Source organism: Atlantibacter sp. MEI4A-1023 (assembly GCF_056155425.1).
Map to the genome: position 1 here is coordinate 3682626 of NZ_CM149568.1, position 26061 is coordinate 3708686.

General features: G+C 51.5%; 22 protein-coding genes, 1 tRNA gene and 2 pseudogenes. 11 read left to right on the forward strand and 14 right to left on the reverse strand.

Annotation, left to right across the window (positions count from 1 at the left end; all coding sequences use genetic code 11):
* Nucleotides 1–9 precede the first annotated feature (9 nt).
* Nucleotides 10–8592 carry a glycoside hydrolase family 94 protein gene (locus tag ACVV26_RS17455; RefSeq protein ID WP_474798494.1) on the forward strand — a complete coding sequence of 2861 codons (8583 nt, stop codon included), beginning with the start codon at nucleotides 10–12 and terminating at the stop codon, nucleotides 8590–8592.
* Nucleotides 8593–8611: 19 nt separating this feature from the next.
* On the opposite strand, the gene ACVV26_RS17460 is transcribed toward ACVV26_RS17455, so the two are convergent.
* The gene (locus ACVV26_RS17460) at nucleotides 8612–8845 is read right to left on the reverse strand and encodes a hypothetical protein (RefSeq protein WP_004132711.1); all 234 of its coding nucleotides are present in this window, start codon (nucleotides 8843–8845) and stop codon (nucleotides 8612–8614) included.
* Nucleotides 8846–8998: 153 nt separating this feature from the next.
* On the opposite strand from ACVV26_RS17460, the gene ACVV26_RS17465 reads away from it, so the two are divergent.
* The 8 genes and pseudogenes from ACVV26_RS17465 (at nucleotide 8999) to ACVV26_RS17500 (ending at nucleotide 12907) form a co-directional block, all read left to right on the forward strand.
* Nucleotides 8999–9175 carry a YnfU family zinc-binding protein gene (locus tag ACVV26_RS17465; RefSeq protein WP_474798496.1) on the forward strand — a complete coding sequence of 59 codons (177 nt, stop codon included), beginning with the start codon at nucleotides 8999–9001 and terminating at the stop codon, nucleotides 9173–9175.
* Nucleotides 9176–9254: 79 nt separating this feature from the next.
* Complete coding sequence (locus ACVV26_RS17470) at nucleotides 9255–9527, forward strand: hypothetical protein (protein WP_170833537.1); 273 nt, start codon at nucleotides 9255–9257, stop codon at nucleotides 9525–9527.
* Between the two features lie 29 nt (nucleotides 9528–9556).
* A pseudogene (locus ACVV26_RS17475) lies at nucleotides 9557–9733 on the forward strand (class II fructose-bisphosphate aldolase); the annotation flags it as partial.
* A 71-nt stretch (nucleotides 9734–9804) separates the two neighbouring features.
* Nucleotides 9805–10925, forward strand: a protein-coding gene (locus ACVV26_RS17480; RefSeq protein ID WP_105580531.1) for an IS3 family transposase whose coding sequence is annotated in 2 segments (ribosomal slippage) — nucleotides 9805–10063 and nucleotides 10063–10925 — 1122 coding nt in all. Because the reading frame shifts where the segments join, the coding sequence is not laid out codon by codon here.
* 27 nt (nucleotides 10926–10952) lie between these two features.
* Nucleotides 10953–11237: pseudogene (locus ACVV26_RS17485) on the forward strand (class II fructose-bisphosphate aldolase); the annotation flags it as partial.
* A gap of 276 nt (nucleotides 11238–11513) precedes the next feature.
* Nucleotides 11514–11771, forward strand: a complete 258-nt coding sequence (locus tag ACVV26_RS17490; RefSeq protein WP_474798498.1) for a YjhX family toxin — start codon at nucleotides 11514–11516, stop codon at nucleotides 11769–11771.
* Nucleotides 11772–11781: 10 nt separating this feature from the next.
* Nucleotides 11782–12528, forward strand: coding sequence for an SAM-dependent methyltransferase (locus ACVV26_RS17495; protein ID WP_474798499.1), 747 nt, complete (start codon nucleotides 11782–11784; stop codon nucleotides 12526–12528).
* A 127-nt stretch (nucleotides 12529–12655) separates the two neighbouring features.
* Nucleotides 12656–12907 carry a zinc ribbon domain-containing protein gene (locus tag ACVV26_RS17500; protein ID WP_058647046.1) on the forward strand — a complete coding sequence of 84 codons (252 nt, stop codon included), beginning with the start codon at nucleotides 12656–12658 and terminating at the stop codon, nucleotides 12905–12907.
* A 230-nt stretch (nucleotides 12908–13137) separates the two neighbouring features.
* On the opposite strand, the gene arsC is transcribed toward ACVV26_RS17500, so the two are convergent.
* Genes arsC through arsR form a run of 5 tightly spaced genes read right to left on the reverse strand, consistent with a single transcriptional unit; the run spans nucleotide 13138 to nucleotide 17436 of the window.
* Nucleotides 13138–13563 carry a glutaredoxin-dependent arsenate reductase gene (gene arsC / locus ACVV26_RS17505; protein ID WP_474798501.1) on the reverse strand — a complete coding sequence of 142 codons (426 nt, stop codon included), beginning with the start codon at nucleotides 13561–13563 and terminating at the stop codon, nucleotides 13138–13140.
* Nucleotides 13564–13575: 12 nt separating this feature from the next.
* Nucleotides 13576–14865 carry an arsenite efflux transporter membrane subunit ArsB gene (arsB, locus tag ACVV26_RS17510; RefSeq protein WP_474798502.1) on the reverse strand — a complete coding sequence of 430 codons (1290 nt, stop codon included), beginning with the start codon at nucleotides 14863–14865 and terminating at the stop codon, nucleotides 13576–13578.
* Nucleotides 14866–14912: 47 nt separating this feature from the next.
* Nucleotides 14913–16664, reverse strand: coding sequence for an arsenite efflux transporter ATPase subunit ArsA (gene arsA, locus ACVV26_RS17515; RefSeq protein WP_474798503.1), 1752 nt, complete (start codon nucleotides 16662–16664; stop codon nucleotides 14913–14915).
* A 17-nt stretch (nucleotides 16665–16681) separates the two neighbouring features.
* On the reverse strand, nucleotides 16682–17044 hold the full coding sequence (arsD, locus tag ACVV26_RS17520) for an arsenite efflux transporter metallochaperone ArsD (RefSeq protein WP_234610214.1): 363 nt from the start codon (nucleotides 17042–17044) through the stop codon (nucleotides 16682–16684).
* A 47-nt stretch (nucleotides 17045–17091) separates the two neighbouring features.
* Nucleotides 17092–17436: an As(III)-sensing metalloregulatory transcriptional repressor ArsR gene (arsR, locus tag ACVV26_RS17525; protein WP_474798504.1), complete on the reverse strand. Its 345-nt coding sequence runs from the start codon at nucleotides 17434–17436 to the stop codon at nucleotides 17092–17094.
* A gap of 201 nt (nucleotides 17437–17637) precedes the next feature.
* Here arsR and ACVV26_RS17530 point away from each other — a divergent pair, with 201 nt between their 5' ends.
* Nucleotides 17638–18204: a PHP domain-containing protein gene (locus ACVV26_RS17530; RefSeq protein WP_474798505.1), complete on the forward strand. Its 567-nt coding sequence runs from the start codon at nucleotides 17638–17640 to the stop codon at nucleotides 18202–18204.
* A gap of 106 nt (nucleotides 18205–18310) precedes the next feature.
* The gene (locus tag ACVV26_RS17535) at nucleotides 18311–18733 is read left to right on the forward strand and encodes a hypothetical protein (protein ID WP_474798506.1); all 423 of its coding nucleotides are present in this window, start codon (nucleotides 18311–18313) and stop codon (nucleotides 18731–18733) included.
* Here the strand turns inward: ACVV26_RS17535 and ACVV26_RS17540 are convergent.
* The 8 genes from ACVV26_RS17540 to ACVV26_RS17575 form a co-directional block, all read right to left on the reverse strand.
* Nucleotides 18726–19846 (reverse strand): IS3 family transposase gene (locus ACVV26_RS17540; RefSeq protein ID WP_105580531.1). Its coding sequence is split into 2 segments (ribosomal slippage): nucleotides 18726–19588 and nucleotides 19588–19846, totalling 1122 coding nucleotides; the frame shifts between segments, so codons are not numbered across the junction. The two genes, ACVV26_RS17535 and ACVV26_RS17540, sit on opposite strands and share 8 nt — an antisense overlap.
* Before the next feature lie 68 nt (nucleotides 19847–19914).
* On the reverse strand, nucleotides 19915–20451 hold the full coding sequence (locus ACVV26_RS17545) for a hypothetical protein (RefSeq protein WP_474798507.1): 537 nt from the start codon (nucleotides 20449–20451) through the stop codon (nucleotides 19915–19917).
* Nucleotides 20448–21257 (reverse strand): Hachiman antiphage defense system protein HamA, encoded by an 810-nt coding sequence (locus tag ACVV26_RS17550; protein WP_474798508.1) that lies wholly within the window; start codon nucleotides 21255–21257, stop codon nucleotides 20448–20450. The genes ACVV26_RS17545 and ACVV26_RS17550 overlap by 4 nt, the downstream gene beginning before the upstream one ends.
* A 319-nt stretch (nucleotides 21258–21576) precedes the next feature.
* Nucleotides 21577–21948 carry a hypothetical protein gene (locus tag ACVV26_RS17555; RefSeq protein WP_474798509.1) on the reverse strand — a complete coding sequence of 124 codons (372 nt, stop codon included), beginning with the start codon at nucleotides 21946–21948 and terminating at the stop codon, nucleotides 21577–21579.
* Between the two features lie 489 nt (nucleotides 21949–22437).
* Entirely contained in the window at nucleotides 22438–23634 is a 1197-nt protein-coding gene (locus tag ACVV26_RS17560) for a tyrosine-type recombinase/integrase (RefSeq protein ID WP_474798510.1), read from the reverse strand.
* Nucleotides 23635–23797: 163 nt separating this feature from the next.
* Nucleotides 23798–23873 (reverse strand) — tRNA-Thr (locus ACVV26_RS17565).
* 154 nt (nucleotides 23874–24027) lie between these two features.
* A complete protein-coding gene (locus ACVV26_RS17570) occupies nucleotides 24028–24927 on the reverse strand; it encodes a sugar phosphate isomerase/epimerase family protein (protein WP_474798511.1) in 900 nt (299 codons plus the stop codon).
* Nucleotides 24924–26054, reverse strand: a complete 1131-nt coding sequence (locus ACVV26_RS17575) for a Gfo/Idh/MocA family protein (protein WP_474798512.1) — start codon at nucleotides 26052–26054, stop codon at nucleotides 24924–24926. The genes ACVV26_RS17570 and ACVV26_RS17575 overlap by 4 nt, the downstream gene beginning before the upstream one ends.
* Nucleotides 26055–26061: the final 7 nt, after the last annotated feature.

Below are 26061 nucleotides of genomic sequence, written 5' to 3' on the forward strand. Positions count from 1 at the left end.
AGCAATGCTATGAAAATGATCCCTAGAGCGTGGTTTAACCGCTCCCGTATTCTGATGAAAGCTGCCGAAAACATAACGTTTTCGGCGAACGATCCTGTCGGTGAAAGCTCGCCGCGGTCAGAACTCTTTTCGACCGTCCAGATGGAACGCTACGGCCAGAAGCTGGCGCGGACTCATAAAGTATCACCGGATAGGCATCCTTATTATCTTCTGAAACGGCTTGGCGACAATGAGGCCGTCATTACCCAAAACTGCTATGAGCTTAACGCGGGTAAAAAGACCAGTATCATGCCTGCCGCTGAATGGCTGCTGGACAATTATTATCTGATTGAGGAACAAATCCGCACTGTCCGCCAGCATCTGCCGAAAAGCTTTGGCAAAGGTCTTCCGTCGCTGGTATCGCCGTTGAATTGCCCACGAATTTATCATATTGCATCAGAGGCCATTGCTCACGGCGATGGCCGCTGGGATGCCGCAAGCCTGACCAGCTATCTCACTGCCTATCAACAGGTGACGCCGCTGACGCTGGGTGAAGTCTGGGCGTTACCGGGAATGCTGCGCCTTGCGCTGATTGAAAATCTTCGTCGTATCAGTATGGAAGTGATAAAAGCGCAGCAGGACAGAAACATTGCTGATACGTGGATAACCAGGATTTTCGAATGCGCAGAGAGTGCGCCTGGTGATTTAATCATGGTGGTTGCCGATATGGCGCGCTCCCGACCTCCGTTAACCAGTGCGTTTGTCGCAGAGCTGGTACGGCGCCTGCAGGGGCATGGCAACGCGCTGTCGTTACCTCTGACCTGGGTTGATCAGTGCCTTCGGGAACAGGGGATCACCACTGACGTTCTCATACATAGTTTCAATCAGCAGCTTGCCGCCAGCCAGCTGTCCGTCAGTAACAGCATCGCGGGCCTGCGTTTATTGAGTGAAACGGACTGGGCTGATTTCGCCGAAACGATAAGCGTTGTCGAACAGGCATTACGCAATGATCCTGCCGGCATCTATCCCCGGATGCACTTCAATACCCGGGATCATTACCGGCACGTAGTTGAGGTTCTGGCCAGGGACAGCGGTCTCAGCGAGCCTGAGGTTGCTGAGAAGGTGCTGGCGCTTTCAGAGGAAAAAGCGCCCGATACACCGGAACATCATGTTGGTTATTATCTTGCGGGCGAAGGTCGACAGGCGCTGGATATTCATCTCCTGGCAGACGCCTCAAGGCTCATACGCTTGCGGCACAGTTTCAACAGAATAACCCTGCTGTCATGGCTTGGAAGCCTGGCGTTGCTGACAACCGCAGCGACCGCAGCAATATTGCACGAAACCACCATGCAGGGCGCAGACTGGCTATTGATCGCGGTGATATTACCTCTGATTATCGCATTAACTCAGTTAATGAGCGATTTGCTCAGTGATGCAACCACCCGTTTTCGCGTTCCTCGACCCTTGCCGGGGATGGATTTTTCAGCCGGTATTCCCGCTGACAGTGCCACCATGTTAGTCATTCCCTGCATGTTGACCAGCCACGAAAGTTTCAGCCAGCTCCTCACCAGTCTTGAAGTCTGCTGGTTGGGGAATGAAAACGAAAATCTCAGGTTCGCGCTGCTCACTGATTTTGCTGATTCTGAAAATGAACCCTCGCCGGAAAGTCACGCGCTGCTCAGACAGGCTATCGCCGATACGCAGGCGCTTAATCGCCGCTACCCCTCCAGCCGACCACGTTTTTATCTGTTACATCGTCAGCCTGAATGGAATCCCTCGGAAGGCGCGTGGATGGGCTATGAACGCAAGCGGGGAAAACTGGCGTTACTGAACAGCTGGTTGCGCCATCCCGGAACGCAATTCGTCAGCGTTGCAGAGATGCCTGCCCACCTTTTACCGGGTCACATAAAATACGTCATTACCCTGGACAGCGATACGGTGCTCCCGCGCGATACGGCACACAAACTCGTCGCGACGATGGCGCATCCGCTGAATACGCCTGAGTATGATCCGGTACGCCAGAGGGTTGTCAAAGGATTCGGTATTTTACAGCCCGGTCTTGCGGAGGAGATACCACGCAACGGTCAGGGGCGTTACGCAGCCCTGCGCAGCAGCGTACCGGGCAATAACCCTTATTCGATGATGTCTTCGGATATTTATCAGGATCTCTTTGAGGAAGGCTCGTTTGTGGGCAAAGGGATTTACGATGTTGATATTTTTATGCAGGCCACTACCAACATCTGCCCGGAAAATCTGGTACTCAGCCACGATCTGCTTGAAGGATGCTATGCACGTTCGGGTCTGCTGAGCGAGGTGTTGCTGTACGAACAGTACCCTAATAATTATCTGTCAGATGTTGCACGACGTTCACGCTGGATCCGGGGTGACTGGCAACTGCTTAACTGGCTAAAACCACGCGTCAGAAAAGCCGATGGAACCCGGGTCAGGAATCCGCTGACCGCGCTTTCTTACTGGAAATTACTCGATAATCTACGTCGCAGTCTGGTCGCCCCCTCCTTACTGATATTGCTGTTCTTCGCTCTGCTTTGGGTACCCAATCCGGTTTACTGGCTGGGCATACTGTTGCTGATATGGCTGTTGCCAGCCATCCTCTGCATTAGCCACGACCTTCTGCATAAACCTCTGCGTCGCCGCGTGAAGCCGCATCTTTTACTGGTGGGGGCGGGCGCGCTAAAGCGTCTGTCAGGTATCAGCCTTAATTTTGCGATACTGCCGCACGAAGCCGGATATTCGCTGAAAGCGATCGCCGTGACGCTATGGCGACTGGGGATCAGCAGGCGTCATCTCAGCCAGTGGGTAAGCCACAGTCAGGACAGCGATCGGGCCAGACCCGCTGTTGCACGTTTTTATCAGGCGATGTGGCTGAACGTTGCCGGTGGCGTGGCGCTGACAATACTGACCGGACAATTTGCCCCCCAGCTGCTGTGGATTGCGTTACCGATCGGTTTGGTATGGTGTGTGGCCCCGATGCTGATGAGCTGGCTGAGTCGCCAGCCCGTGCGTAATGTTTTTTCGCCAACTCAGGAACAAAAACAGCTGTTACGCCAGACAAGTCGTGAAATCTGGGCATTTTTTGAAACCTTTGCCACAGAAAAAGAGAACTGGCTTCCGCCTGATAATTATCAGGAAATACCACAACCGACGGTGGCACACCGAACTTCTCCTACCAATATTGGTCTTTCCCTTATGGCTAACCTGACGGCATGGGACTTTGGCTACCTGCCCGGCGGAGAGGTGCTCCGGCGCGTGTCGCTCACGCTCGACACGATGGATCAAATGGAGCACTACCGGGGCCATCTCTACAACTGGTATGACACCCGTACGCTGGTCCCCCTAAGTCCACGCTATATCTCCAGCGTCGACAGCGGCAATATGGCCGGGCATTTATTGACCCTGCGTGCAGGCCTGTCCGCCATGCGTCATCAGCCTGTTTTAAGCAACCAACAGATACTGGCAGGACTGAACGATACGCTGGATATTCTGGAAAAACAGTGGGGTAAGAACCCACCTGACAGCCTGAGACTGCTGCGCAAGCATTGCCTGAACGCGGTGTCGCTCTCTCCGCAGGCGCTTTTCAGCGAACTGAAAAGCATGCGCACCCAGTGCAACCATCTGACCAGCGCATGTCATCAGGGATCTCCTCTTCAGATGCGCTGGGCTGGACATCTGGAGCATCAACTGGTTCAGCTTTGCCATGAGTGGTCTCTGTTGCTTGGCTGGTTGCCTGCATCCTGGAATGAACAGACGCTGCCGACGCTGAGCGAGCTTGCCCGTCCGACATTAACCGGTACAGGAACGCCTCCGGCGTCAGTGGCGGAGCAGGCCCGAATGCGACTCAATATTATCACCGAGCTGGAACAGCGGCTGGATGAGCATGCCCGGATGGATTTCGCCTTTCTGTACAGTGAAGCAACCAGTCTGCTCAGCGTCGGTTATAACTGTGACACCAATATGCCTGACAAGAGCCACTACGATCTCCTGCCGTCTGAAATCCGCCTGACCAGTTTTCTTGCCATTGCGACTAATCAGCTGCCTCTTAAAAGCTGGTACGCGCTGGGTCGATTGTTTACCACGATTGATAATGAAACTGCCCTGATGTCATGGAGCGGATCCATGTTTGAATATCTGATGCCGAATCTGGTGATGCCCACCTGGCCCGGCAGCCTGCTCGATGAAATGAGTCAGTCGGCGGTTATGCGCCAGATTCACTGGGGGAAAGAACGCGGGGTACCATGGGGTGTTTCAGAGTCTGGCTATCATGCTTTTGATGTTCAGCATAATTATCAGTATCAGGCATTTGGCGTACCGGGGCTCGGTCTACGCAGGGGGCTTGCCGATGACATGGTTGTCGCTCCTTACGCCACGCTGCTGGCGCTGATGGTTTCCCCGCAGAAAGCCTGTGAGAACCTGTTCAGGCTGCAAAAAAATGGTGCATGCGGAGAATACGGTTTTTATGAAGCGCTGGACTATACCCCCTCACGTCTTGCAACCGGTCAGCTCTATGCGGTGGTACAGTCCTGGATGGCGCATCACCAGGGTATGGCATTTCAGGCGCTGGCTCATGTGCTGCTTGATGCCCCCATGACTGAACGCTTTATGTCCAGTACGGTATTCCGGTCAGCGAGTCTGCTGTTACAGGAGCGCGTGCCGGATGCGGTCGATCTGTACAGTCCGCGCCGTCATTTTGAATCTCATGAGGGCATGGTCAAACCCGTTCGCTATGAACCCCGTATTTTCTATAGCGTGGATACCCCCGCCCCGGATATTCAACTCCTGTCCAACGGCCATTATCATCTGATGTTGACCGCGGGCGGCGGCGGTTACAGTCGCTGGAATGATATTGCACTAACGCGCTGGCGCAGTGATACCACCCGTGATAACTGGGGAGCATTCTGCTACATCCGCGATACCCAGACGGGAGATGTGTGGAGCAATACCTGGCAACCAACAGGCTACACCAGCGGACAAGACGAGGAAGTGTTGTTCACCGATGCGGGGGCAGAATTCAGACGCAGCTTAGGGGGACTCAGCGTCAAAACTCAGGTGGTGATCTCTCCGGAGGATGATGTTGAATTGCGACGGCTCACACTGATTCATCGTGGTCGCAAGCCTCGCTCTCTGGAGCTGACAACCTATGCTGAAGTGGTACTGGCACCTGATGCCAGCGATCTGGCACACCCGGCATTCAGCAATTTGTTTATTCAGACTGAGCTGGCTCCTGAGCGTGACGCTATTCTTTGCCACCGGCGCCCGCGCTCACCGAATGAACCGGGCCCTTGCCTGTTTCACATGATGGTGGTGCACGGCGATAACCGACATAACGTGTCGTTTGAAACGGACAGGGCAAGGTTTATTGGACGTGGCAGAAACCCTGCGAATGCACAGGCAATAGAGACGGGAGGGATGCTAGGCAACACGTCGGGCTCGGTGCTGGATCCGATACTGGCAATTCGCAACGCCATTATTCTGCAGCCGGGGCAGCCGGTTACGATTGATATCATTTATGGCATCAGTGAGACCCGTCAGCAGAGCCTGGCGTTGCTGGAGAAATATCGCGATTACCCTATCGCCGATCGCGTCTTTGAACTGGCCTGGTCTCACAGTCTGGTGGTATTGCGCCAGATGAACGCCAGTGAAGATGATGCCACGTTGTTCAATAGTCTCGCCAGCGCTGTGCTTTACCCTGTCCAGGAGCTGCGCGCCGAAGGCCAGGCGATCGGCCGCAACCGGCGTGGCCAGTCCGGACTGTGGGGCTGGGCAATTTCAGGGGATCTGCCGATAGTGCTGCTGAGTATAACCAGCGAGGAAAGTATCACCTCAGTGACCACACTGATTCAGGCACACCGTTACTGGAGACAGAAAGGGCTGGATGTTGATTTAGTTATCCTGAATAACAGCCCCGGCGGCTACCAGCAGGGATTACAAAATCAGATTATGGAGTTAATTTATGCCGGGTCTGAAGCCAGTCTGCTGGATAAAAAAGGCGGGCTTTTTGTCCGCAACGGTGAGCATCTCTCCGCTGAGGATAAGTTGCTTTTGATGAGCGTGGCCTGTCTTTATCTTGATGACCGCGCAGGGGGTATTAATGAGCAGCTTAACCAGCGTATTCATACCCTGAAATCGCCGGCAAGGGCATTCATTCCGCGTGCTGTGCGCGAGCGTAATCAACATACGGACTGGAGCCCTGATACCAGTCAGTTATGCCATTTCAATGGGTACGGTGGATTTTCTCAGGATGGGCGGGAGTATCAGATCGTCCTTCGGGAAAATGCGCTTACACCGGCTCCCTGGTCGAACATACTGGCAAATTCTCGTTTTGGCAGTGTGATCTCAGAGGCAGGGCAGGCCTATACCTGGTATGAGAATGCCCATGAATACCGGTTGACGCCGTGGGAGAACGATCCTGTGAGCGATCGCAGCGGCGAGGCATTTTACCTGCGCGATGAAGAGAGCGGGGAGTGCTGGTCGCCGACGGCTTTACCTGTTCGCGGACACGGTGATTACCTGACCCGCCATGGTTTTGGCTACAGCGTTTTTGCCCATCGTGAGAGTGGTATAGACAGCGAGTTGACGGTCCTGGTTGCTGAAGAAGATCCGGTTAAACTGGTGCTCCTGACGCTCAGTAACTCTTCGGGACGGACACGTCAACTTTCCGTCACAGGCTATGTAGAGTGGACGCTCGGAGAAACACGAACGCGCTCAGCCCCTCACATTGTGACACATGTGGCCAGAACGCCCGGCGGCTGCGGGATACTTGCGAATAACTTTTATGGTGATAATGGTGGCGGCCGAACTACATTTTTTGCCGTCAGCGGTAATGACTGTTCTCTGACAGGGGACCGCCGGGAGTTTATTGGCCGTAATGGTTCCCTTCACGCCCCTTCGGCTATGAAACTGCAAAAGCTTTCTGGTAAGACGGGGGCCGGTCTGGATCCCTGCGGAGCGGTGCAATCGGCGGTTACATTAATTGACGGGGACCAGAGGACGTTTATTTTTATCCTCGGCGCAGAGGAGAATGATGTTTGTGCTCAGGAGACGCTGGCCCGCTACATGAACGAGGATACGGTCCGCCAGGAGCTGAACCGGATTCATAATCACTGGCACAATGTTCTCGATAAAATCGTAGTTAACACCCCCGACAAGTCCGTAAATTTACTGGTTAATGGCTGGCTGTTGTATCAGACGGTCGCCTGCCGTCTTATGGCCCGGAGTGGCTACTATCAGTCTGGCGGTGCATTTGGTTTTCGCGATCAGCTGCAGGATACGCTGGCTCTGAGCCACGCTGCTCCGGACCGGATGCGTGAACAGATAATACTCTGTGCATCACGGCAGTTTATCGAGGGGGATGTGCAGCACTGGTGGCACCCGCCTCACGGCAACGGTGTGCGTACCCGCTGTTCCGATGACTATCTTTGGCTGCCACTTGCTGTTTGCCACTATGTTGAAACGACGGGGGATATGGATGCACTGGAAATACGCATTCCTTATCTGGAGGGACGCTCGCTTCAGCCTGGTGAAGAGTCTGTCTATGACACGCCGGTCATCAGCGGCACCGAAGAGACACTCTGGTTACACTGCGTCAAAGCTATTCACTATGGACTTCGCTTCGGGGAGCATGGCCTGCCGCTGATGGGGGCTGGTGACTGGAATGACGGGATGAACCGGGTGGGTATCGAAGGCAAAGGTGAAAGCGTCTGGCTGGGCTTCTTCCTGTACGACATTTTGCAGCGGTTTGCAGCGCTGGCGGAGCGCAGGCTGGATGAAAGCGTCGCCGCGATGTGCCGTTCACAGGCTCTGCGCCTGCAAAGTAATCTCGAAGCCCACGCCTGGGATGGGGAATGGTACCGGCGCGGGTATTTTGACGATGGTACTCCCCTGGGATCGAAAACCTCACAGGACTGCCGGATTGATGCGATTGCGCAGAGCTGGTCTGTATTGTCCGGCGCCGCGAGCCCGGGACGGTGCGCAAAGGCCATGCAGGCGCTGGATAAGCACCTTGTGGATAACGAAGGAGGGCTGATCAAACTGTTAACGCCTCCTTTCGACGGACACGGTCCAAATCCGGGCTACATACAGGGGTACCTGCCCGGCGTGCGGGAAAACGGAGGGCAGTATACGCATGGCGCCATCTGGGCAGTGATGGCCTTTGCCCGAATGGGGAATGCCGGACGAGCCTGGCAACTCTGGTCAATGCTCAACCCTATAAATCATACCCTGAATGCGGACTCTGTCGGGATTTATAAAGCTGAGCCTTATGTCATGAGTGCTGATGTCTACAGCGTCGCTCCCCATACCGGACGTGCAGGGTGGAGCTGGTATACCGGTTCCGCAGGCTGGGCCTGGCGTTTACTTACCGAGGAATTACTGGGGATAAAACGTTCCGGCACTGACTTTAGTGTTCATGCCAGGTTACCGGATGAGTGGTCGTCTTTTTCTATGGCATATCAATATGGTGAAAGCCATTATCAGATTAGTGTTTCACGCGGCGATGCAGAATATTGCGTGACGCTGGATGGTGTTCTCCTCCCTGATGACAGAATACCGCTGAAGGATGATGGACAAAACCATACGGTTGAGATCATTCAGAACTGACACTGCTCCCGGAGGTGCATTAACGTCTGCCGTTAATGCGCTGATTATCCCTGAGAACATCAATCGCAGTCTGCATGGCGATTTTGTCATCCCGCCTTTTTTGTTTGTCCTGCATGACCTGAAGGTATTCCAGCAAGGTGCGGGTATTAATCGGTCGGCCCTGTTTACCCACAGCCAGCACGGCTTCGCCAAGAATAATTTTCACAGGTGGTAATTGTGCCGGATACCAGTCAAGGGTGTCTTCTGATTTCATCTTAAATTTCTCACGGAAGGGTAGTATATCATAAATAAGACGTTCAATTTTCAATATCTGATATCCTGATTCAGACACAACTTAACATAACTTATGCCAGTTATTTTTATATTAAAGCGTATAATAATTACTTTATTCCTCTGGGAATTATTTATGTCTTATACAAATGGGCTCAGGTATTTTAAAGAAAGACCGGTTCATGTTGCCTGCCCGGTATGTGCACACAGAGCCGTTCAGAAAGCAGGTAAACTAAGAAAAGATGCGGTTCTTGAGTGCCCTGCCTGCGGACTGTTGTTCAGACCTTCAGAATGCTGGTGTATCGGCGGCTGAACGGCTTCTGCCACGTAACGTCAGTGATGTCGGAAAATGACAACATTCCTCCTGTACTGCTGTTGTCGAGGGTATGATAATGAAATCTAAAAAATCTGTTTTTATTGAAGGGCATATCATGTCGAACAGCTGTCACGGACAGGCTGGCCAACCTTTCTGTATTCACCGGGTCAGGTTTAGTAATGGTAAATATGCGATTATTCGGGTGGCATCCGGGATATGTTTCAAACCAGGCGAAATTATTCAACGGAACGATTGTGAGTGGTTTTATAAACTTACCAAAATTCGGCTTCTTTCTTTTGAGTACCTTGATGATGATGAATCAAGAAGACAATTCCTTGAGTATCAATGATAAAACCATGGATTTATAACAGAATAAAGATAGGTGTGGCTGAGGGCAGCAGCGAAGGCGGGCACGCTGAAATCCTTTATACCGATCCACAGCAGGCTGAACAGTTTGTGAGAGAGACAGGGGTCGATACATTAGCGGTTGCGATTGGAACGTCACACGGGTTATATCCGGCAGGAAAACAGCCGAAACTGGATATCGAGAGGCTGTGACCTGCTCCCCGTTGATTAATACACCGCGATGTTAGTAATGTCTTCATAAGCCACATGAGGACATCCCCATGAAGAAGCGTTTTTCCGAAGAACAGATCATCAGTATTCTCCGAGAGGCCGAAGCCGGGGTTTCTGCCCGTGAGCTCTGCCGCAAGCACGCCATTTCCGACGCCACCTTTTACACCTGGCGTAAGAAGTATGGCGGTATGGAGGTGCCCGAGGTTAAGCGCCTGAAGTCGCTTGAGGAAGAGAACGCCCGCCTCAAGAAGCTGCTCGCTGAAGCCATGCTGGATAAGGAGGCGCTTCAGGTGGCTCTGGGGCGAAAGTACTGACGACAGACCAGAAGCGGGAAGCTGTGGTGTTGATGTGTGATGCGACCGGTCTGTCGCAACGTCGTGCCTGCAGGCTTACAGGTTTGTCCCTGTCGACCTGCCGCTATGAGGCTCAGCGACCGGCTGCTGATGCGCATTTATCAGGGCGTATCACTGAGCTGGCACTGGAGCGCAGGCGTTTTGGCTACCGACGCATCTGGCAGTTACTGCGCCGTGAAGGCCTTCATGTTAATCACAAGCGCGTGTACCGCCTTTACCACCTTAACGGGCTGGGCGTAAAACGCAGACGACGTCGTAAAGGGCTGGCAACAGAACGTCTGCCGCTGCTCCGCCCGGAGGCGCCCAACCTGACCTGGTCGATGGATTTTGTCATGGACGCGCTGGCCACCGGTCGCAGGATCAAGTGCCTGACCTGCGTGGACGACTTCACGAAGGAGTGTCTGACGATTACCGCCGCATTCGGGATTTCAGGCGTTCAGGTCACGCGAATTCTGGACAGCATTGCACTGTTTCGCGGCTATCCGGCGACGATAAGAACGGACCAGGGGCCGGAGTTTACCTGCAGAGCACTTGACCAGTGGGCTTATGAGCATGGGGTGGAGCTGCGGCTTATCCAGCCGGGCAAGCCAACACAGAACGGATTTATTGAAAGTTTTAACGGACGATTCAGGGATGAGTGCCTCAATGAGCACTGGTTCAGCGATATAGTTCACGCCAGGAAAACGATTAATGACTGGCGGCAGGATTATAACGAGTGTCGTCCACATTCATCGCTGAACTACCAGACTCCGGCTGAATTTGCAGCGGACTGGCGAAACGGGAAATATGAAGAAAAACCAACCGACATTACTAACTGAAGGTTGTATCTAATCCTGGGGGCAGGTCAGCTGAAAGCCATTAAGCAGCGTCTGAGCATCCCTCTGGTTCTGCATGGTGGTTAAGGTAACAAAGATGCTGAGGTAGCAGAATCTATCCAGCACGGTGTTAGCAAAATCAACATTTCCAGCGATATGAAAAAAGCATTCTATGTTGCCCTTGTAGAAGAACTGAAATCAGGAAGTCACGAACCTAACGCCTTATATCTTAAGCCAATGGACGCGGCGAAGGAGATTGTGATTCATAAGATGGATTTATTCTCCTCCATCGGTAAGGCGGCGCTTTACGGCTAAGAAGACGAGGCGATTCAATAAGGGAGCCCTGACAGGCTCCCATCGGGATCACACTTTTCATCCTTGGGTATTCACTTACAAAAACCAGGTGTTATTATTCACCCCGTAAATACCTTTCAACCCAACCCGAGGCTTTGATGCTGGAGAATGTAATCATCTGATAATCAGCTCCCCGACCTTTTCAGGCCGGACTGATTATCAATGCGCCGAAATCGAATGCGGACACCGCGGTGTGTTTGCACGTTTTGCACATGATGATTAAACAGGTTTTCCAGTATGAATTTATCCCGTCAGGAACAACGTACCTTACACGTTCTCGCCAAAGGTGGTCGTATTGCGCACGTTCGTGATACGTCTGGCCGCGTCACCGCCGTTGAATGCTACACCCGCGAAGGGCTGTTGCTCACTGACTGCACCCTCGCCCCCTTCAAAAAACTCAAAACCAAAAAGCTGATCAAGTCCGTCAACGGTCAGCCCTACCGCATCAATACCACCGGGCTGAATAATGTTCGCGCACAGCTTGATAACCGCTAAGGAGAGGATTATGGATATCCCACGTATTTTTACCATAAGTGAAAGCGAACACCGCATCCACAACCCGTTCACCGAAGAGAAGTACGCCACGCTGGGCCGTGTGCTGCGCATGAAACCGGAGACCCGCATTCTTGACCTCGGCAGCGGCTCGGGCGAGATGCTCTGCACCTGGGCCAGGGATCATGGCATTACGGGGACTGGCATCGACATGAGTTCGCTCTTCACCGCGCAGGCAAAGCGACGCGCGGAAGAACTCGGCGTCAGCGAACGCGTACATTTTATTCATAATGATGCGGCCGGTTACGTCGCCAATGAAAAATGTGACGTGGCAGCCTGCGTCGGCGCGACCTGGATTGCCGGAGGCTTTGCCGGGACAGTCGAATTGCTGGTGCAGAGCCTTAAACCGGGCGGCATCATGCTCATCGGTGAACCTTACTGGCGCCAGCTTCCGGCAACGGACGAGATAGCCCAGGCCTGCGGCGTCAGCTCGACAAGCGATTTCCTAACGCTTCCAGGGCTTGTCAGCGCGTTTGACGACCTCGGCTACGACGTGGTGGAAATGGTACTGGCGGACCAGGAAGGCTGGGATCGGTATGAGGCCGCGAAATGGCTGACCATGCGCCGCTGGTTGGAAGCCAATCCTGACGACGATTTCTCCGCCGAAGTCAGGGCCGAGCTAAACATCTCGCCGAAACGCCACGTAACGTACGCGCGGGAATACTTTGGCTGGGGCGTGTTCGCGCTCATCGCCAGGTAACAACAGGTTCCCGGTATTTCTTACTGGAGATACCGGGGGCTTCGCCTTGGCTTTGATCTGATGCATCACCTGCACAATACATACTCTGTATGTTTATTAATCAGCACGTCACCATAAGGAGCATCATATGTCACAACATGAACAGTTCTGTCAGGCTTGCGGGATGCCGATGTCTGCACCCGATGCACACAGTGCCAGCGATCAATATTGCGCGTACTGCTGTGACAGTAACGGCAATCTTAAACCCTGGGAAGAAGCGGTATCAGGTTTAGCCAGCTTCCTTGATTCCTGGCAAAAAGTCGGCCCGGAAGAAGCACAGAAGCGTGCAAAACGTTATCTGACGGCAATGCCCGCCTGGGCTCATAAAGCAGACGAGTGAAGAACAAAGCCTGAGTATTTTAGGCAGACTATCTTCACTCCCCTGATTCCATAAAGGAGAGACGATGTTTTCTTACATTATGCCCGGCGACCTGCCACACGCCATCACGTTCTACGATCCGCTGATGGATATGCTGGGGTAATAGCGTTACATAGTGAAGAACCAATTGGTATTGACCTACTGGAATAATTGACGAAATAAAGATGAAGGGGCATTTGCCCCCTTCATCTTTATTTCAGTCGTTTACCTGCCTCATCAACAACTTTTTCACCGTCTTCCTTGGTGAAAGCCGCTTTCTGAGCATCTGGAAGGATATCCAGAACCACCTCAGAAGGACGGCACAGTTTAGTACCCAACGGTGTCACCACAATCGGGCGATTAATCAGGATCGGATGCTGAAGCATAAAATCGATTAACTGATCATCAGTAAACTTATCTTCGGCAAGCCCCAGTTCTTCATAAGGCTCGACATTTTTACGCAGCAGCGCCCGTACTGTAATCCCGATATCTGCGATAAGTTTGACCAACTCATCGCGTGAAGGTGGAGTCTCAAGGTAAAGAATTACGGTCGGTTCATTACCGCTGTTGCGGATCATCTCCAGCGTATTACGCGACGTGCCGCAGGCCGGGTTGTGATAAATGGTGATATTGCTCATATCAGTATCTCATTACAAAGTGAAAGAGAGACGTAGCGCCAGCGCTGCCAGCGTTACAAACAGCACAGGCAGAGTCATGACGATCCCGGTGCGGAAATAGTATCCCCAGGTGATGGTCATATTCTTCTGTGAAAGGACATGCAACCAGAGCAGCGTTGCCAGGCTACCAATAGGTGTAATTTTAGGTCCAAGATCGCAGCCAATCACGTTGGCATAAATCATCGCTTCTTTGATAACGCCTGTTGCGGTGCTGCCATCAATAGAGAGAGCGCCAACCAGCACGGTAGGCATGTTGTTCATTATGGAAGACAGGAAAGCCGTCAGGAAGCCAGTACCTAGCGTCGCGGCCCAGAGTCCTTTATCCGCCAGTACATTCAGCACACCAGAAAGGTATTCGGTTAGCCCGGCGTTGCGCAGACCGTAGACCACCAGGTACATCCCCAATGAGAAGATGACGATCTGCCATGGCGCACCGCGCAGCACTTTGCCAGTGTTAATGGCATGGCCTCGTTTCGCCACCGCAAACAGAATGACAGCTCCTACAGCAGCAATCGCGCTGACCGGGATACCCAACGGCTCAAGGACGAAAAAGCCAACCAGAAGAAGGATCAACACTATCCATCCGGTTCTGAAGGTTGCCAGATCTTTAATCGCCTTTGCCGGTGTCTTAAGGAGAGCCAGGTCGTAAGTCGGCGGAATATCTTTGCGGAAGAAAAGATGCAGCATAACCAGAGTGGCAACAATGGCTGCAATATCCACCGGCACCATTACCGACGCATATTCGGTGAATCCCAGACCAAAGAAGTCCGCCGATACGATATTCACCAGGTTCGACACGATAAGCGGCAGGCTGGCCGTATCGGCAATAAACCCGGCAGCCATGACAAATGCCAGTGTCGTGCCTTTGCTGAACCCTAATGCCAGTAGCATGGCGATGACAATTGGAGTAAGAATCAATGCCGCACCATCGTTGGCAAACAATGCCGCCACCGCTGCACCTAGCAGGACGATATACGTAAAGAGCAAACGGCCACGACCGTTACCCCAGCGCGAAACATGCAATGCCGCCCATTCGAAAAAGCCTGATTCATCAAGCAGCAGGCTGATAATAATCACGGCAATAAAGGTCGCCGTCGCGTTCCAGACGATATTCCACACCACCGGAATATCGCCCATATGCACAACGCCAGATATCAGAGCCAGTCCCGCGCCCAGCATTGCACTCCAGCCGATCCCTAATCCCTTTGGTTGCCAGATAACCAAAACAATGGTCAGGACAAAAATAGCGCCTGCCAGTAACATAAAACCTCCTGACAGGGCGACTTTGTCGCCCTGTATATGTCAAAAAATTAACTCATCAACTCTCTGAACTTTTCAATACCGGCGGGCTCTGACGCCAGCACCGGAACAAGCGCTATACGGTTAGAGTGCTGATTCTTAACAGCCTCAATCTGAGGCAGTTCCTGACGAGCGCGCTGGCAAAGCAACGGAGAACGCGTATCCGCAGTGGAAAGGCTGTTATTGATAATCCAGCCCCACGGATGAATCCCCGCTCTTTCAAGGTCAGCCTGCAGGTTTGCCGCTTCCAGTACCGGTGTGGTTTCAGGCAGAGTGACCAGCAGGACTTTGGTGCGTTCCGGGTCCTGAAGCTGCATCATCGGAGTGGTAAAATGACCTTTATCCCCCATCTTCTTGGCAATCTCACGGTGATAAGCCCCGGTAGCATCAAGCAGTAATAGCGTATGCCCGGTAGGTGCCGTATCCATGACCACAAACCGTTTGCCTGCTTCACGGATTACGCGTGAGAACGCCTGGAACACCGCAATCTCTTCCGTGCAAGGAGAGCGCAAATCCTCTTCCAGTAGCCGTTTCCCTGCTTCGTCCAGATCTCTTCCCTTCGTCTCAAGAACATGCTGGCGATAGCGTTCGGTTTCATCGTGAGGGTTGATGCGGCTGACCTGAAGGTTTTTGAGGCTGCCGTTCAGCGTTGTACTTAGGTGCGCAGCAGGATCAGAAGTCGTGAGATGCACGTCAAATCCCATGTCTGCCAGCCTTACGGCGATGGCAGCAGCCATTGTGGTTTTCCCTACGCCACCTTTGCCCATCAGCATAATCAGGCAGTGTTCACTGCGAGCGATATCATTGACCAGGCCAGAGAGCGATAAGTTTTCAGGCGTGTACTGGATGTTCGTTACCGGGAACGGTAATGCCTCAGAACCGGTATCCAGCAGTCCCTTCAATGCTGAAACACCAACCATATTGACTGGCTGTAGTAATAGGGTATCTGTCGGTAGCCCAGATAAACCGGCAGGAAGATTTGCCAGTGCCTCCTGCTCACGTTGCCATATCGCAGCGGCCAGGGCGTCATGTTCAGCTTCGGCTTTAGGCAGCACACCATTAATCACCAGGTATTGGTTTTTCAGGCCAATTGCGGCGAGTTCTTCATGGGTGCGGGCGACTTCCTGCAGCGTAGATTTTTGCAGTCGCGCAACCAGAACCAGGCGGGTACGTTCAGGATCGGATAACGCCTCTACCGCATGAGCATACTGCTCACGCTGCTTTTCCAGCCCGGCCATTGGGCCAAGACAGGAAGCACCATCTGGATTACTTTCAATGAAGCTACTCCAGGCACCGGGAAGCTGGAGAAGGCGAATCGTGTGGCCCGTCGGCGCTGTATCAAAAATGATGTGATCGAAGCGGGTCAGCAGGGAAGCGTCTGTCAATAAGCCGGTGAACTCATCAAACGCCGCAATCTCAGTGGTACAGGCTCCTGAAAGCTGCTCGCTGATACTGTTAACAACGTCATCAGGCAAAAGACCTTTGATAGGATCAACGATTCTGGAGCGGTATTGTTTGGCGGCTTCCTGCGGGTCGATTTCCAGAGCGGAAAGTCCATGAACTGCTGCCACAGGGCGAATGGTGTTACCGATAGCCTGATCGAATACCTGGCCGACATTGGAGGCTGGATCGGTACTGACCAGCAAAACCCGCTTACCCTGTTCAGCAAGGCGGATTGCCGTCGCGCAGGAAATAGAAGTTTTTCCTACACCTCCCTTACCGGTAAAAAACAGGTAAGGCGGGATATTCTGTAAGAATTTCATATGTCCTCCTGACATACTCAGCAACAGGAAGTATTACCACCACAGCAGCTGGTGGAAGCTAAACCTACCTTCTCCAGCGGTATACCGAACCAGCGAGCCAGCTCAGCGCGTTTTGGGTATCGCCCTGCCATCACCGTTTCACCGTCCAACAGCAGTAACGGAAGCCCTTCTGCTCCAGATGCTTCGAGGAATGCTTTTGCTTTCTCATTCTGAACAAAGCTCATGGGCTGCTGCGCCAGGTTGTAACGTTCAACCTGTACGCCACGTCCTTTCAGCCACTGCACATCAGCAGAAAAATCAACCAGAACCTGATCGACATCTGAGCCACATACGCCGGTACTGCAGCACATTGCCGGGTCAAACACCGTTAACGTCTTCATTTTGAATATCTCACATTTGGAAAAACATATATGTCCAGGCAAATTTTTTAGATGCAAACAGCCTTACTGCTACCAGAGCAGTTTGCCGATGCCAGCTTACGGGCGATGGCCTGTACGTCGTCCTGTTGGCTTAACCAGGCCTGCTCAATCACCTGAGCAGCCCAGGATGGAATATGCGGGGATAAGCGATAATGAACCCATTTCCCCTGCTTGCGATCCAGCAATAGACCGCTTTCCCGGAGCATTGCCAGATGGCGGGAGATCTTGGGCTGCGACTGATCCAGCGCTGTACAGAGATCGCACACGCACAGCTCTCCCATCTCTCTGAGCAGCAGTACGATCCCTAGACGGGTTTCATCGGAGAGGTTTTTGAAGAGTTGTAGGGGCTTCACAGGAATTTCTCCTCTGACGGAAACATTCATTATCACGCGGAAAAATGAAACGATCAACATCACATGCATTTTTTCATATATGAAAGCAAAACTCAAAATTTTTAAAATTTAATAGTAAAAAATGTGAATAGGAAATATGATTTAACATCATGTTTTAAAACAATAAAACGTTTCAGCTTAATAACTTAGTAGGGCTTTGATATGTACACTAATGTAGGAAGCTATTGGTATAAATTTGATTTTCATACACACACTCCTGCCTCATCAGATTACAAAGCGCCAGCAGAAACAGCAAAAGAGTGGCTCATTGCCCTGATGGAAAGAGAGGTTGACTGCGTTGCAGTAACTGACCATGTTAGTGGGGCATGGATTGATATCTTGAAGCAAGAGCTAAAAGCGCTTGAAACATCCTATCAAGAATATCGCCCATTAATTTTATTCCCAGGATGTGAAATAACCGTAAGCACCGGGCAATCTAGGGTTCATATATTATCAATTTTTGACCCCTCTTGTGGCACAGCTAAAATTAATGGTGTGCTTGGCATGTGTGGGATTACGGAAGGACATGGAGATGCAGAGTCAACATGCGCTACCGAATCTGTTGATAAAGTAATTGAGCTGATAAGCAAGGAAAGTGGAATTGCTATTCCTGCGCATATTGATGGTCCTAAAGGGCTATTAAAGGGAATAAAAAACAACAATTCAGAAATAAGTACATGGGCAAAAAAAATTGTTGCAGCAGAATTTGTCGATTTAAACTATCCTTGATAGCGTAGATGTAGAACTACAAAAGACATTTCAAGATATAGGTAGAGTTAAAGGTTCTGATGCTCATGAAAAGTCTAGACTAGGAGCTAATACCTCTTGGATCAAGATGGGAAAACCAACAATTGATGGTTTAAGGCTTGCATTATACGATAATAAATTCTGCGTAAGTAACGAAATTGACGATCCTAATTCTCTACCAAACCTGTCAATTAACAACCTAACAATTAAAAAAATGACCCACTGTGGAATTATCCCAGGAAAACCTGTTGAGATAAAACTGCACCCTCTCTTCAATGCTATAATTGGTGGACGTGGCGCTGGTAAATCAACATTTGTTGAATCACTACGAATTGCGATGGGTAGATCTGAAGAGTTAGTCGGCTTACAATCTATAAAAAGAGATCTAGATTCTTTTATTGATGGAGTTACTAGAGATGATACCGAAATCAGCGTAGGAATAAAGAGGCGTGATGATTTATTTAATGTTATATGTGACCTGCCCCCAGGATTAGATACAACCTTCAGTTAGTAATGTCGGTTGGTTTTTCTTCATATTTCCCGTTTCGCCAGTCCGCTGCAAATTCAGCCGGAGTCTGGTAGTTCAGCGATGAATGTGGACGACACTCGTTATAATCCTGCCGCCAGTCATTAATCGTTTTCCTGGCGTGAACTATATCGCTGAACCAGTGCTCATTGAGGCACTCATCCCTGAATCGTCCGTTAAAACTTTCAATAAATCCGTTCTGTGTTGGCTTGCCCGGCTGGATAAGCCGCAGCTCCACCCCATGCTCATAAGCCCACTGGTCAAGTGCTCTGCAGGTAAACTCCGGCCCCTGGTCCGTTCTTATCGTCGCCGGATAGCCGCGAAACAGTGCAATGCTGTCCAGAATTCGCGTGACCTGAACGCCTGAAATCCCGAATGCGGCGGTAATCGTCAGACACTCCTTCGTGAAGTCGTCCACGCAGGTCAGGCACTTGATCCTGCGACCGGTGGCCAGCGCGTCCATGACAAAATCCATCGACCAGGTCAGGTTGGGCGCCTCCGGGCGGAGCAGCGGCAGACGTTCTGTTGCCAGCCCTTTACGACGTCGTCTGCGTTTTACGCCCAGCCCGTTAAGGTGGTAAAGGCGGTACACGCGCTTGTGATTAACATGAAGGCCTTCACGGCGCAGTAACTGCCAGATGCGTCGGTAGCCAAAACGCCTGCGCTCCAGTGCCAGCTCAGTGATACGCCCTGATAAATGCGCATCAGCAGCCGGTCGCTGAGCCTCATAGCGGCAGGTCGACAGGGACAAACCTGTAAGCCTGCAGGCACGACGTTGCGACAGACCGGTCGCATCACACATCAACACCACAGCTTCCCGCTTCTGGTCTGTCGTCAGTACTTTCGCCCCAGAGCCACCTGAAGCGCCTCCTTATCCAGCATGGCTTCAGCGAGCAGCTTCTTGAGGCGGGCGTTCTCTTCCTCAAGCGACTTCAGGCGCTTAACCTCGGGCACCTCCATACCGCCATACTTCTTACGCCAGGTGTAAAAGGTGGCGTCGGAAATGGCGTGCTTGCGGCAGAGCTCACGGGCAGAAACCCCGGCTTCGGCCTCTCGGAGAATACTGATGATCTGTTCTTCGGAAAAACGCTTCTTCATGGGGATGTCCTCATGTGGCTTATGAAGACATTACTAACATCGCGGTGTATTAATCAACGGGGAGCAGGTCAAATCTCTTGTAGCTGGGTACCTTCGGCAAAATGGTTAGCAACAGCACGCGAAAACGATGTTAGCAGCGGTCCATAACGTTTGTCGTCTAAAAGCCAGTAAGTCCTCCAGTCCGCTTTGAGCAACCATTGAAGCAAATGCTCAACATTGTTGTCTTCTTCTTTAGGTTCAATTCGACGGGCAAGGACTAAGCTACTTCCCGGGCGTCGAGCCACATAATAGGCGGCAGAGGCTAATAGTAATGTTGTGCTTTCGAGGCCTTGTGCAAATCCTGAATCCAGAACTGCGTCAAAAAAGCTGGCGCAGAAATTCAGCTCCGCTTGCGGCTCAGGGGGAAGAGAAACTAATGGCAGTGACAGCTCAGCCAGCACCCCGGTAACGTCGCCCAAGGTTGCTACGGTCATAATAAACAGCAGCAAAGGATCTGAACCTTCAGGCATTCTGAGATGCAGAGACTCATCCAGACCAAACTCGTACATCTTACCTTTCGAGCGTGTTATGCCAAAGAGGCGTTTGCTATTGAATCCAGCCTTCATTTGCAGGCCCTCTCGTAAAGTTCATGAACCAGTTTCATCTGAAGATCGGATCTCACAACCATCAGATAAAGTGCTGCCTCATTTGAGTGCGTGTTGGCCAGTGTCTTGGCAAGCTCTTCTTCATTGAAAGCTGTGTTGCAAAGAACAGCAACCGCACCTGAGTAATATGTATAAGGGTTATCTGCAGGATTCTGAAACCGTGCAATTCGGCTCACTTCCAGTGTCTTTCCTTCACGAAGGTACCTACGTTTAGTGGCGTTTAACGTGAAAGCTTGCCTTATGTGTTGATCGTTAGAACCATCGTCAACAGCATTTTGGAGCTGGCCACCATATATACCACCTGAAAGAGACGCTTTAACTTCAAAGGCATAAAGGACATCCCCTCGATTGGGAGTAGCAATATCCAACTGATGGAAGCCTAGTATATCAACGCCTTTGACGGACTCATTGTTGCTGGCTTTGTCAGCGTATTTTCCTCGGGGCACCCACAGATTGAGCGTGAACTCCAAGTAGTCGGAAATGAGAAATTCAGCGAAATCACCAGAACGAATTGATGGCCCGGGAGCCTTGACTTTGTCGGGGAAAATATGTGCATTTAGATACTGTTCTATCGTCATTCCTGTCCCGCACAAGAGCTCAGGAAGCTCCTGGTCTGTACAGTATTGCCGACGAAAATGCAGTGCCCAACTGTCAAGAATCGCCGGATCAGTTGGGGGCGAGAACTCCCAAACATTTATGGTCCGGCCTTCAACGGTTATCAAACCTGCTGACCTTAAATGTAAACCTTTTAAATGGTCGGGTAGCATAACAGCTCCTTTTGTTGGGCATTCACCTTAAAACAAGATCGGCAATCCATTACTACTGTAACAATGCTGTCAAAACATTAGATTAAACGGGGGATAGTAACCTCGTAAACAATTACTGGTTTGCAGTGGGGTAATTTACGGCATACTTGCCACCGCAATTAGTAGTTTTGGGGCTGACATTTATGACGGACGTCCTCGAGTCTGAGTTAAGGTATCTTATTCTGTTTATACGCACCCCGCGAAATCCTAGCCTGCCTCCTCTTAATCAGCTCAAACACATGCTAAAATGTCAGCCCTCAACACAGGTCTGACCAGATGCCTATTCACCGCCCGTTGAATGCCACTGGAGCGATGATTCAATAATACGCCGATACATGGTGTCGATCTGACGCGGTGCACGACGAATGTATTGCTCCGCCCTATCTCTTTGTTCTCCAGATAGTTGTTCTAAATACTTCACAATTTTTTCGGCTGTTGGAAGGATTTCTTTACCGTTGAATTTTGGAGGGAGACCGGTCCATACCACATGGTCCACGTTATTGGTATCAGCCCATTCAGACAATCCTGGGATCAGTTTTGGAGAAGGCTGACCAGCAGACCACCTGCAAACATGCTTTTCAATATTTTTTATTGGGATACCTTCACGGCAACGCAAAGCCTCAATACTAGAGGTAAGATCCACTGATTCCATTATCGCCCACAGGGAAGGCACTCATCGATCAGTTTCGACTAGCACAAGCGTAATCCGTCCATCTAGCGACTGTCTGGCGAATTCAACGGATATAAGTGGGCCATCCTCAGACCATTTCCCCTGAACAGGTAAACCCCTTGGCTCCCAAATTAAGGAACCCCATCCAAGACAAGCGATACGAGCCATTATGCCTCCATTAGCATGGTCAGTTTAAAGGTAAAACTCACATATCTTACCGTGCCCCATTGGCACTACATTCAATCGACTTTCTGAATCCCTCACAGAGCGTTATAGCCTGCGTTTGTATCTATCGTTTGAACTTACATAACTAAGCAGATCTTCAGAAGTAAATGTAACTTTTCTCCAGAAAGCAGAAATGAAACTCAGCAAAAAAAGAAATTTTCTGGTATGGAACTCCTCCGTTTTGGAGGAGACCTGCTTGTATTTTCACTTTATCTAACGAATAAGTAGCTAAGTTTGTAGGTGAAATTATGATGCTATGATTAGATTAAATTTACCAATGTTATCAATGTAATCCGCATACCACTGCATCATCTCCCTCCGCCCTTCCAGATACAACGCATGGTTGTACGTCCCACGAATCGCATTCTTATCGACATGCGCAAGCTGGGTTTCAATCCATGCCGTATTGAACCCTTCCTCGTGCAAAATCGTACTCATCGTGTGACGGAAACCATGCCCCGTTACCTTCCCCGTATATCCAATCCGCTTAAACACCTGATTAATACTCGCTTCACTCATCGTCTTGCGGGGATCATTACGTCCTGGGAACACCAGTGGATATTGCCCTGACATCACTTTGAGCTGCTGTACGATTTCCAGCGCTTGGGTAGAGAGGGGGACAAGGTGAGGCCGTTTCATCTTCATACGCTCTGCAGGTATTTCCCACACCGCTTTCTCAAGATCAAACTCACTCCAGGAAGCACCTCGGAGCTCGCCAGTGCGAACTCCCGTAAGGATCAGCAGACGTGCTGCAAGAACAACTAACGGGCTTCCTGTGTAGCCTGCGAGAGCTTTAAAGAAGTCTGGTAACTCTTCAACCGTCAGGAAGGGGTAATGCTTCGATTCATGCCCTGACATCGCGCTGGTTAGATCCGCTGCAGGATTGTATTCCGCACGACCGGTAACGATGGCGTAACGAAAGACTTCACTGCAACGCTGGCGAACCTTCTTGGCCTTCTCTGTCGCGCCACGGCTTTCCATTCGACGCAGAACATTAAGCAAAACCAGCGGTTTGATTTCATTTACCGGCTGCTGGCCGATATAGGGGAAAATATCTTTATTGAATGCTTCGATGATATCGGAAGCATAGCCTTCTGACCACCGACTCACCTTCGTGCCGTGCCACTCAAGTGCCACAGACTGAAACGTGTTGTTGAGTTGCACATCGCGAACCAGCTTTTCTTCTTTCTTGGCAAAAGATGGATCGATCCCCTCAGCCAGCTTTTTCTTGGCGTCATCACGCAGTGCTCTTGCTTGCGCAAGCGACACTGCTGGATAGACACCGAAAGCCAGACGTTTCTCTTTTCCATTGAAGCGATACTTCATCCGCCAGTATCTGGAACCAGAGGGAACAACCTCAAGATACAATCCAGCACCATCTGCCAGCTTATAGGCTTTCTCTCTGGGTTTAGCTGCGTCTACCTGTCGCGCATTTAGCTTCATTGGGGGCATCTCCCTGGACCGAACACAGAATGCCCCCACTTATGCCCCCAACTGCGACTTGATTTCAGTTGAGTCCAGTTGATAACAGGAGATAAGATACGGGTCATAAACCGCAGTATACGGGCTTTTAGTTGATTTCGGTAGACTTGGGAAGAGTTTGAAATGGTGCCGATAATAGGAGTCGAACCTACGACCTTCGCATTACGAATGCGCTGCTCTACCAACTGAGCTATATCGGCCCTGAGGAGACGTGCTCACGGGCGCGAACACGGTGTAAAAGGGTAAGGAAAACTTGCGAGGGCGTCAATGGCCTTATGATTCAAGTGGTGAGTTTTGCGCCAGTTGAGTCAGATACCCCGCCCCACCTGCGGGATACCTGACCCAAATTAGGAATTACGCCCCGGTCACCATCAGCACATCATCAACGAAGTTTTTGGCGCGCGGAATATCTGACTCGTCGACGTGTTCAATTATCAGCGGGATGTTCGGGTGGTTTTTCGCGAGCAGTTCTACATACAGCAAATAGTTAAGCGATCCCAACCCTGCCGCAGGCAATTCCACCGAACCGGCCCCACGGAAGCTGTTATGCTCCGCCGCGCCGTCTCCGAATTTCTCAATCACCACGTCCGTTTTCTTGCAGTCTTTGGCATGGGCGATTTTGATTTTGCCGTCCAGCACGTTGAAAATGCTGTGCAGCGTCTCGTCAATGGCATCGATGTTTTTGTCATCGAAATAGTTGGTCGGGTCCAGCGCCAGGCCAAGTCCAGGGTGGTCGATATCGCGCATCAGGCGCGCCACCTGGCTGACCGAGCCGATAATGTTGTTAACATAATTCTCCACCAGGAACACCGCACCGTGGTCCCAGGCGAACGCCGCCAGGTCGCGGGCGATAGCTTTAAATTCCTGATACGCCTCTTCGGTGCTGTTTTTCGGATCGTACAACCAGTCGCTGTCGACGTTATAGGTGCCGGTTTCACTAATCACATACGGCGTGCCGAAGTCCCGTGCGTGCGCGAGGATCTCTTTCACCGCCGCGATATTCTCGGCCCGTTTTGCCGGATCGGGATGCACCAGGTTGGTGTACGCCGAAATAGCGACGATAGGCAGATTGGCCTTGCGAAACGCGTCGCGCACCTGATGCGCTTTCTCTTTAGTGATATGTCCACGGCTCAGATCGACATCGGTAAATTCGAGGTCAAGCTGCACGCAGCCCATCCCCGCCTGCTTAATCTTTGCGATAGTCTCTTCCAGGCTGTAAGGGTAGTAACCGGTAAAGATGCCGACGTTAATCATTTTGTATTCTCCTGAAGGATTTCATTGAGATAAACGGTTCGCTCTTCCTGAATAGAGGCATAACAGGCTTCGATGCAGGCCAGTGTGCCCAGGTTGTCTTCAGCGCTGATTTCCGGTTCTACGCCGTGTTCCAGGGCGCACATTAGGCTCGCCATGGTGCCGATAAACGCATCCGGGAACCACTGGCGCTCCCACTGCGGGACGATCCAGCGGTCGGGGTACTCGCGTGAGGCCAGTTTTAAGGTACTGCCGCAATACGCCGGCGGGCGGCGGTGCCAGCCGAAGTCCCCTTCCGCCAGCCCGTCAGTGCCCTCTACACGCCAGTTGATGTAATTATTTTTGGCGCAGGGTTCACCCGGCCAGGCCCAGACGTCATCCAGACTGGTGGCGATCAGGCCATTGGCGTACTGGAAGGTGTACTGGGTGATGCCATCGGTATGCTCGAAGGTGGTGCGCGGATCGGTGCGGCAAACGGCGGTGACTTTTACCGGGTCGCCAAACAGGAAGCGGAAAGCGTCGATATGGTGGATAGCCATCGCGTACAGTTCGAGTTTTTTATATTGCTGGAGGAACTGCTGCCAGTCGGGAATGGCGCGCATATCAATGCTGGCAATCACCGGCGTGCCAATCAGCTGGTTGTCGAGAATGTACTTCAGCGCCCGAATCGACGGGTCGTAGCGCATATTGGAGTTCACTGCGACAGGGATGCCACTCTCTTTACTCAGGCGCACGATTTCGCGCCCGGCCTCCAGCGACATCGCCAGCGGCTTCTGGCAGAGAATGGCTTTGACGTTTTTCGCCGGAGAATTTTTACTGCAAATAAAACGCACAATCTCTAGCTGAATATGCGGCGGCACGGCGATATCGATAATCTCGATCTGCGGGTCGCACACCATCTCCTGCCAGCTTGCATAGATTTTGGGGATGTTAAATGCCGTGGACAGCCGCTGGCTGTGGGCATTTTCCAGCGAGGTGATCCCGTATGGCGTAAACCCCGCTTTCTGGTACGCCACCAGATGGCAATGCTCGACGATAAATCCCGCGCCGATAATGCCGATTTTGTAGTCTGTTCTTTGCGGTAACGCCGGACGTGTCGCCTGCTCTAATAAGCGTTCTAACGAATCCATGATGGAT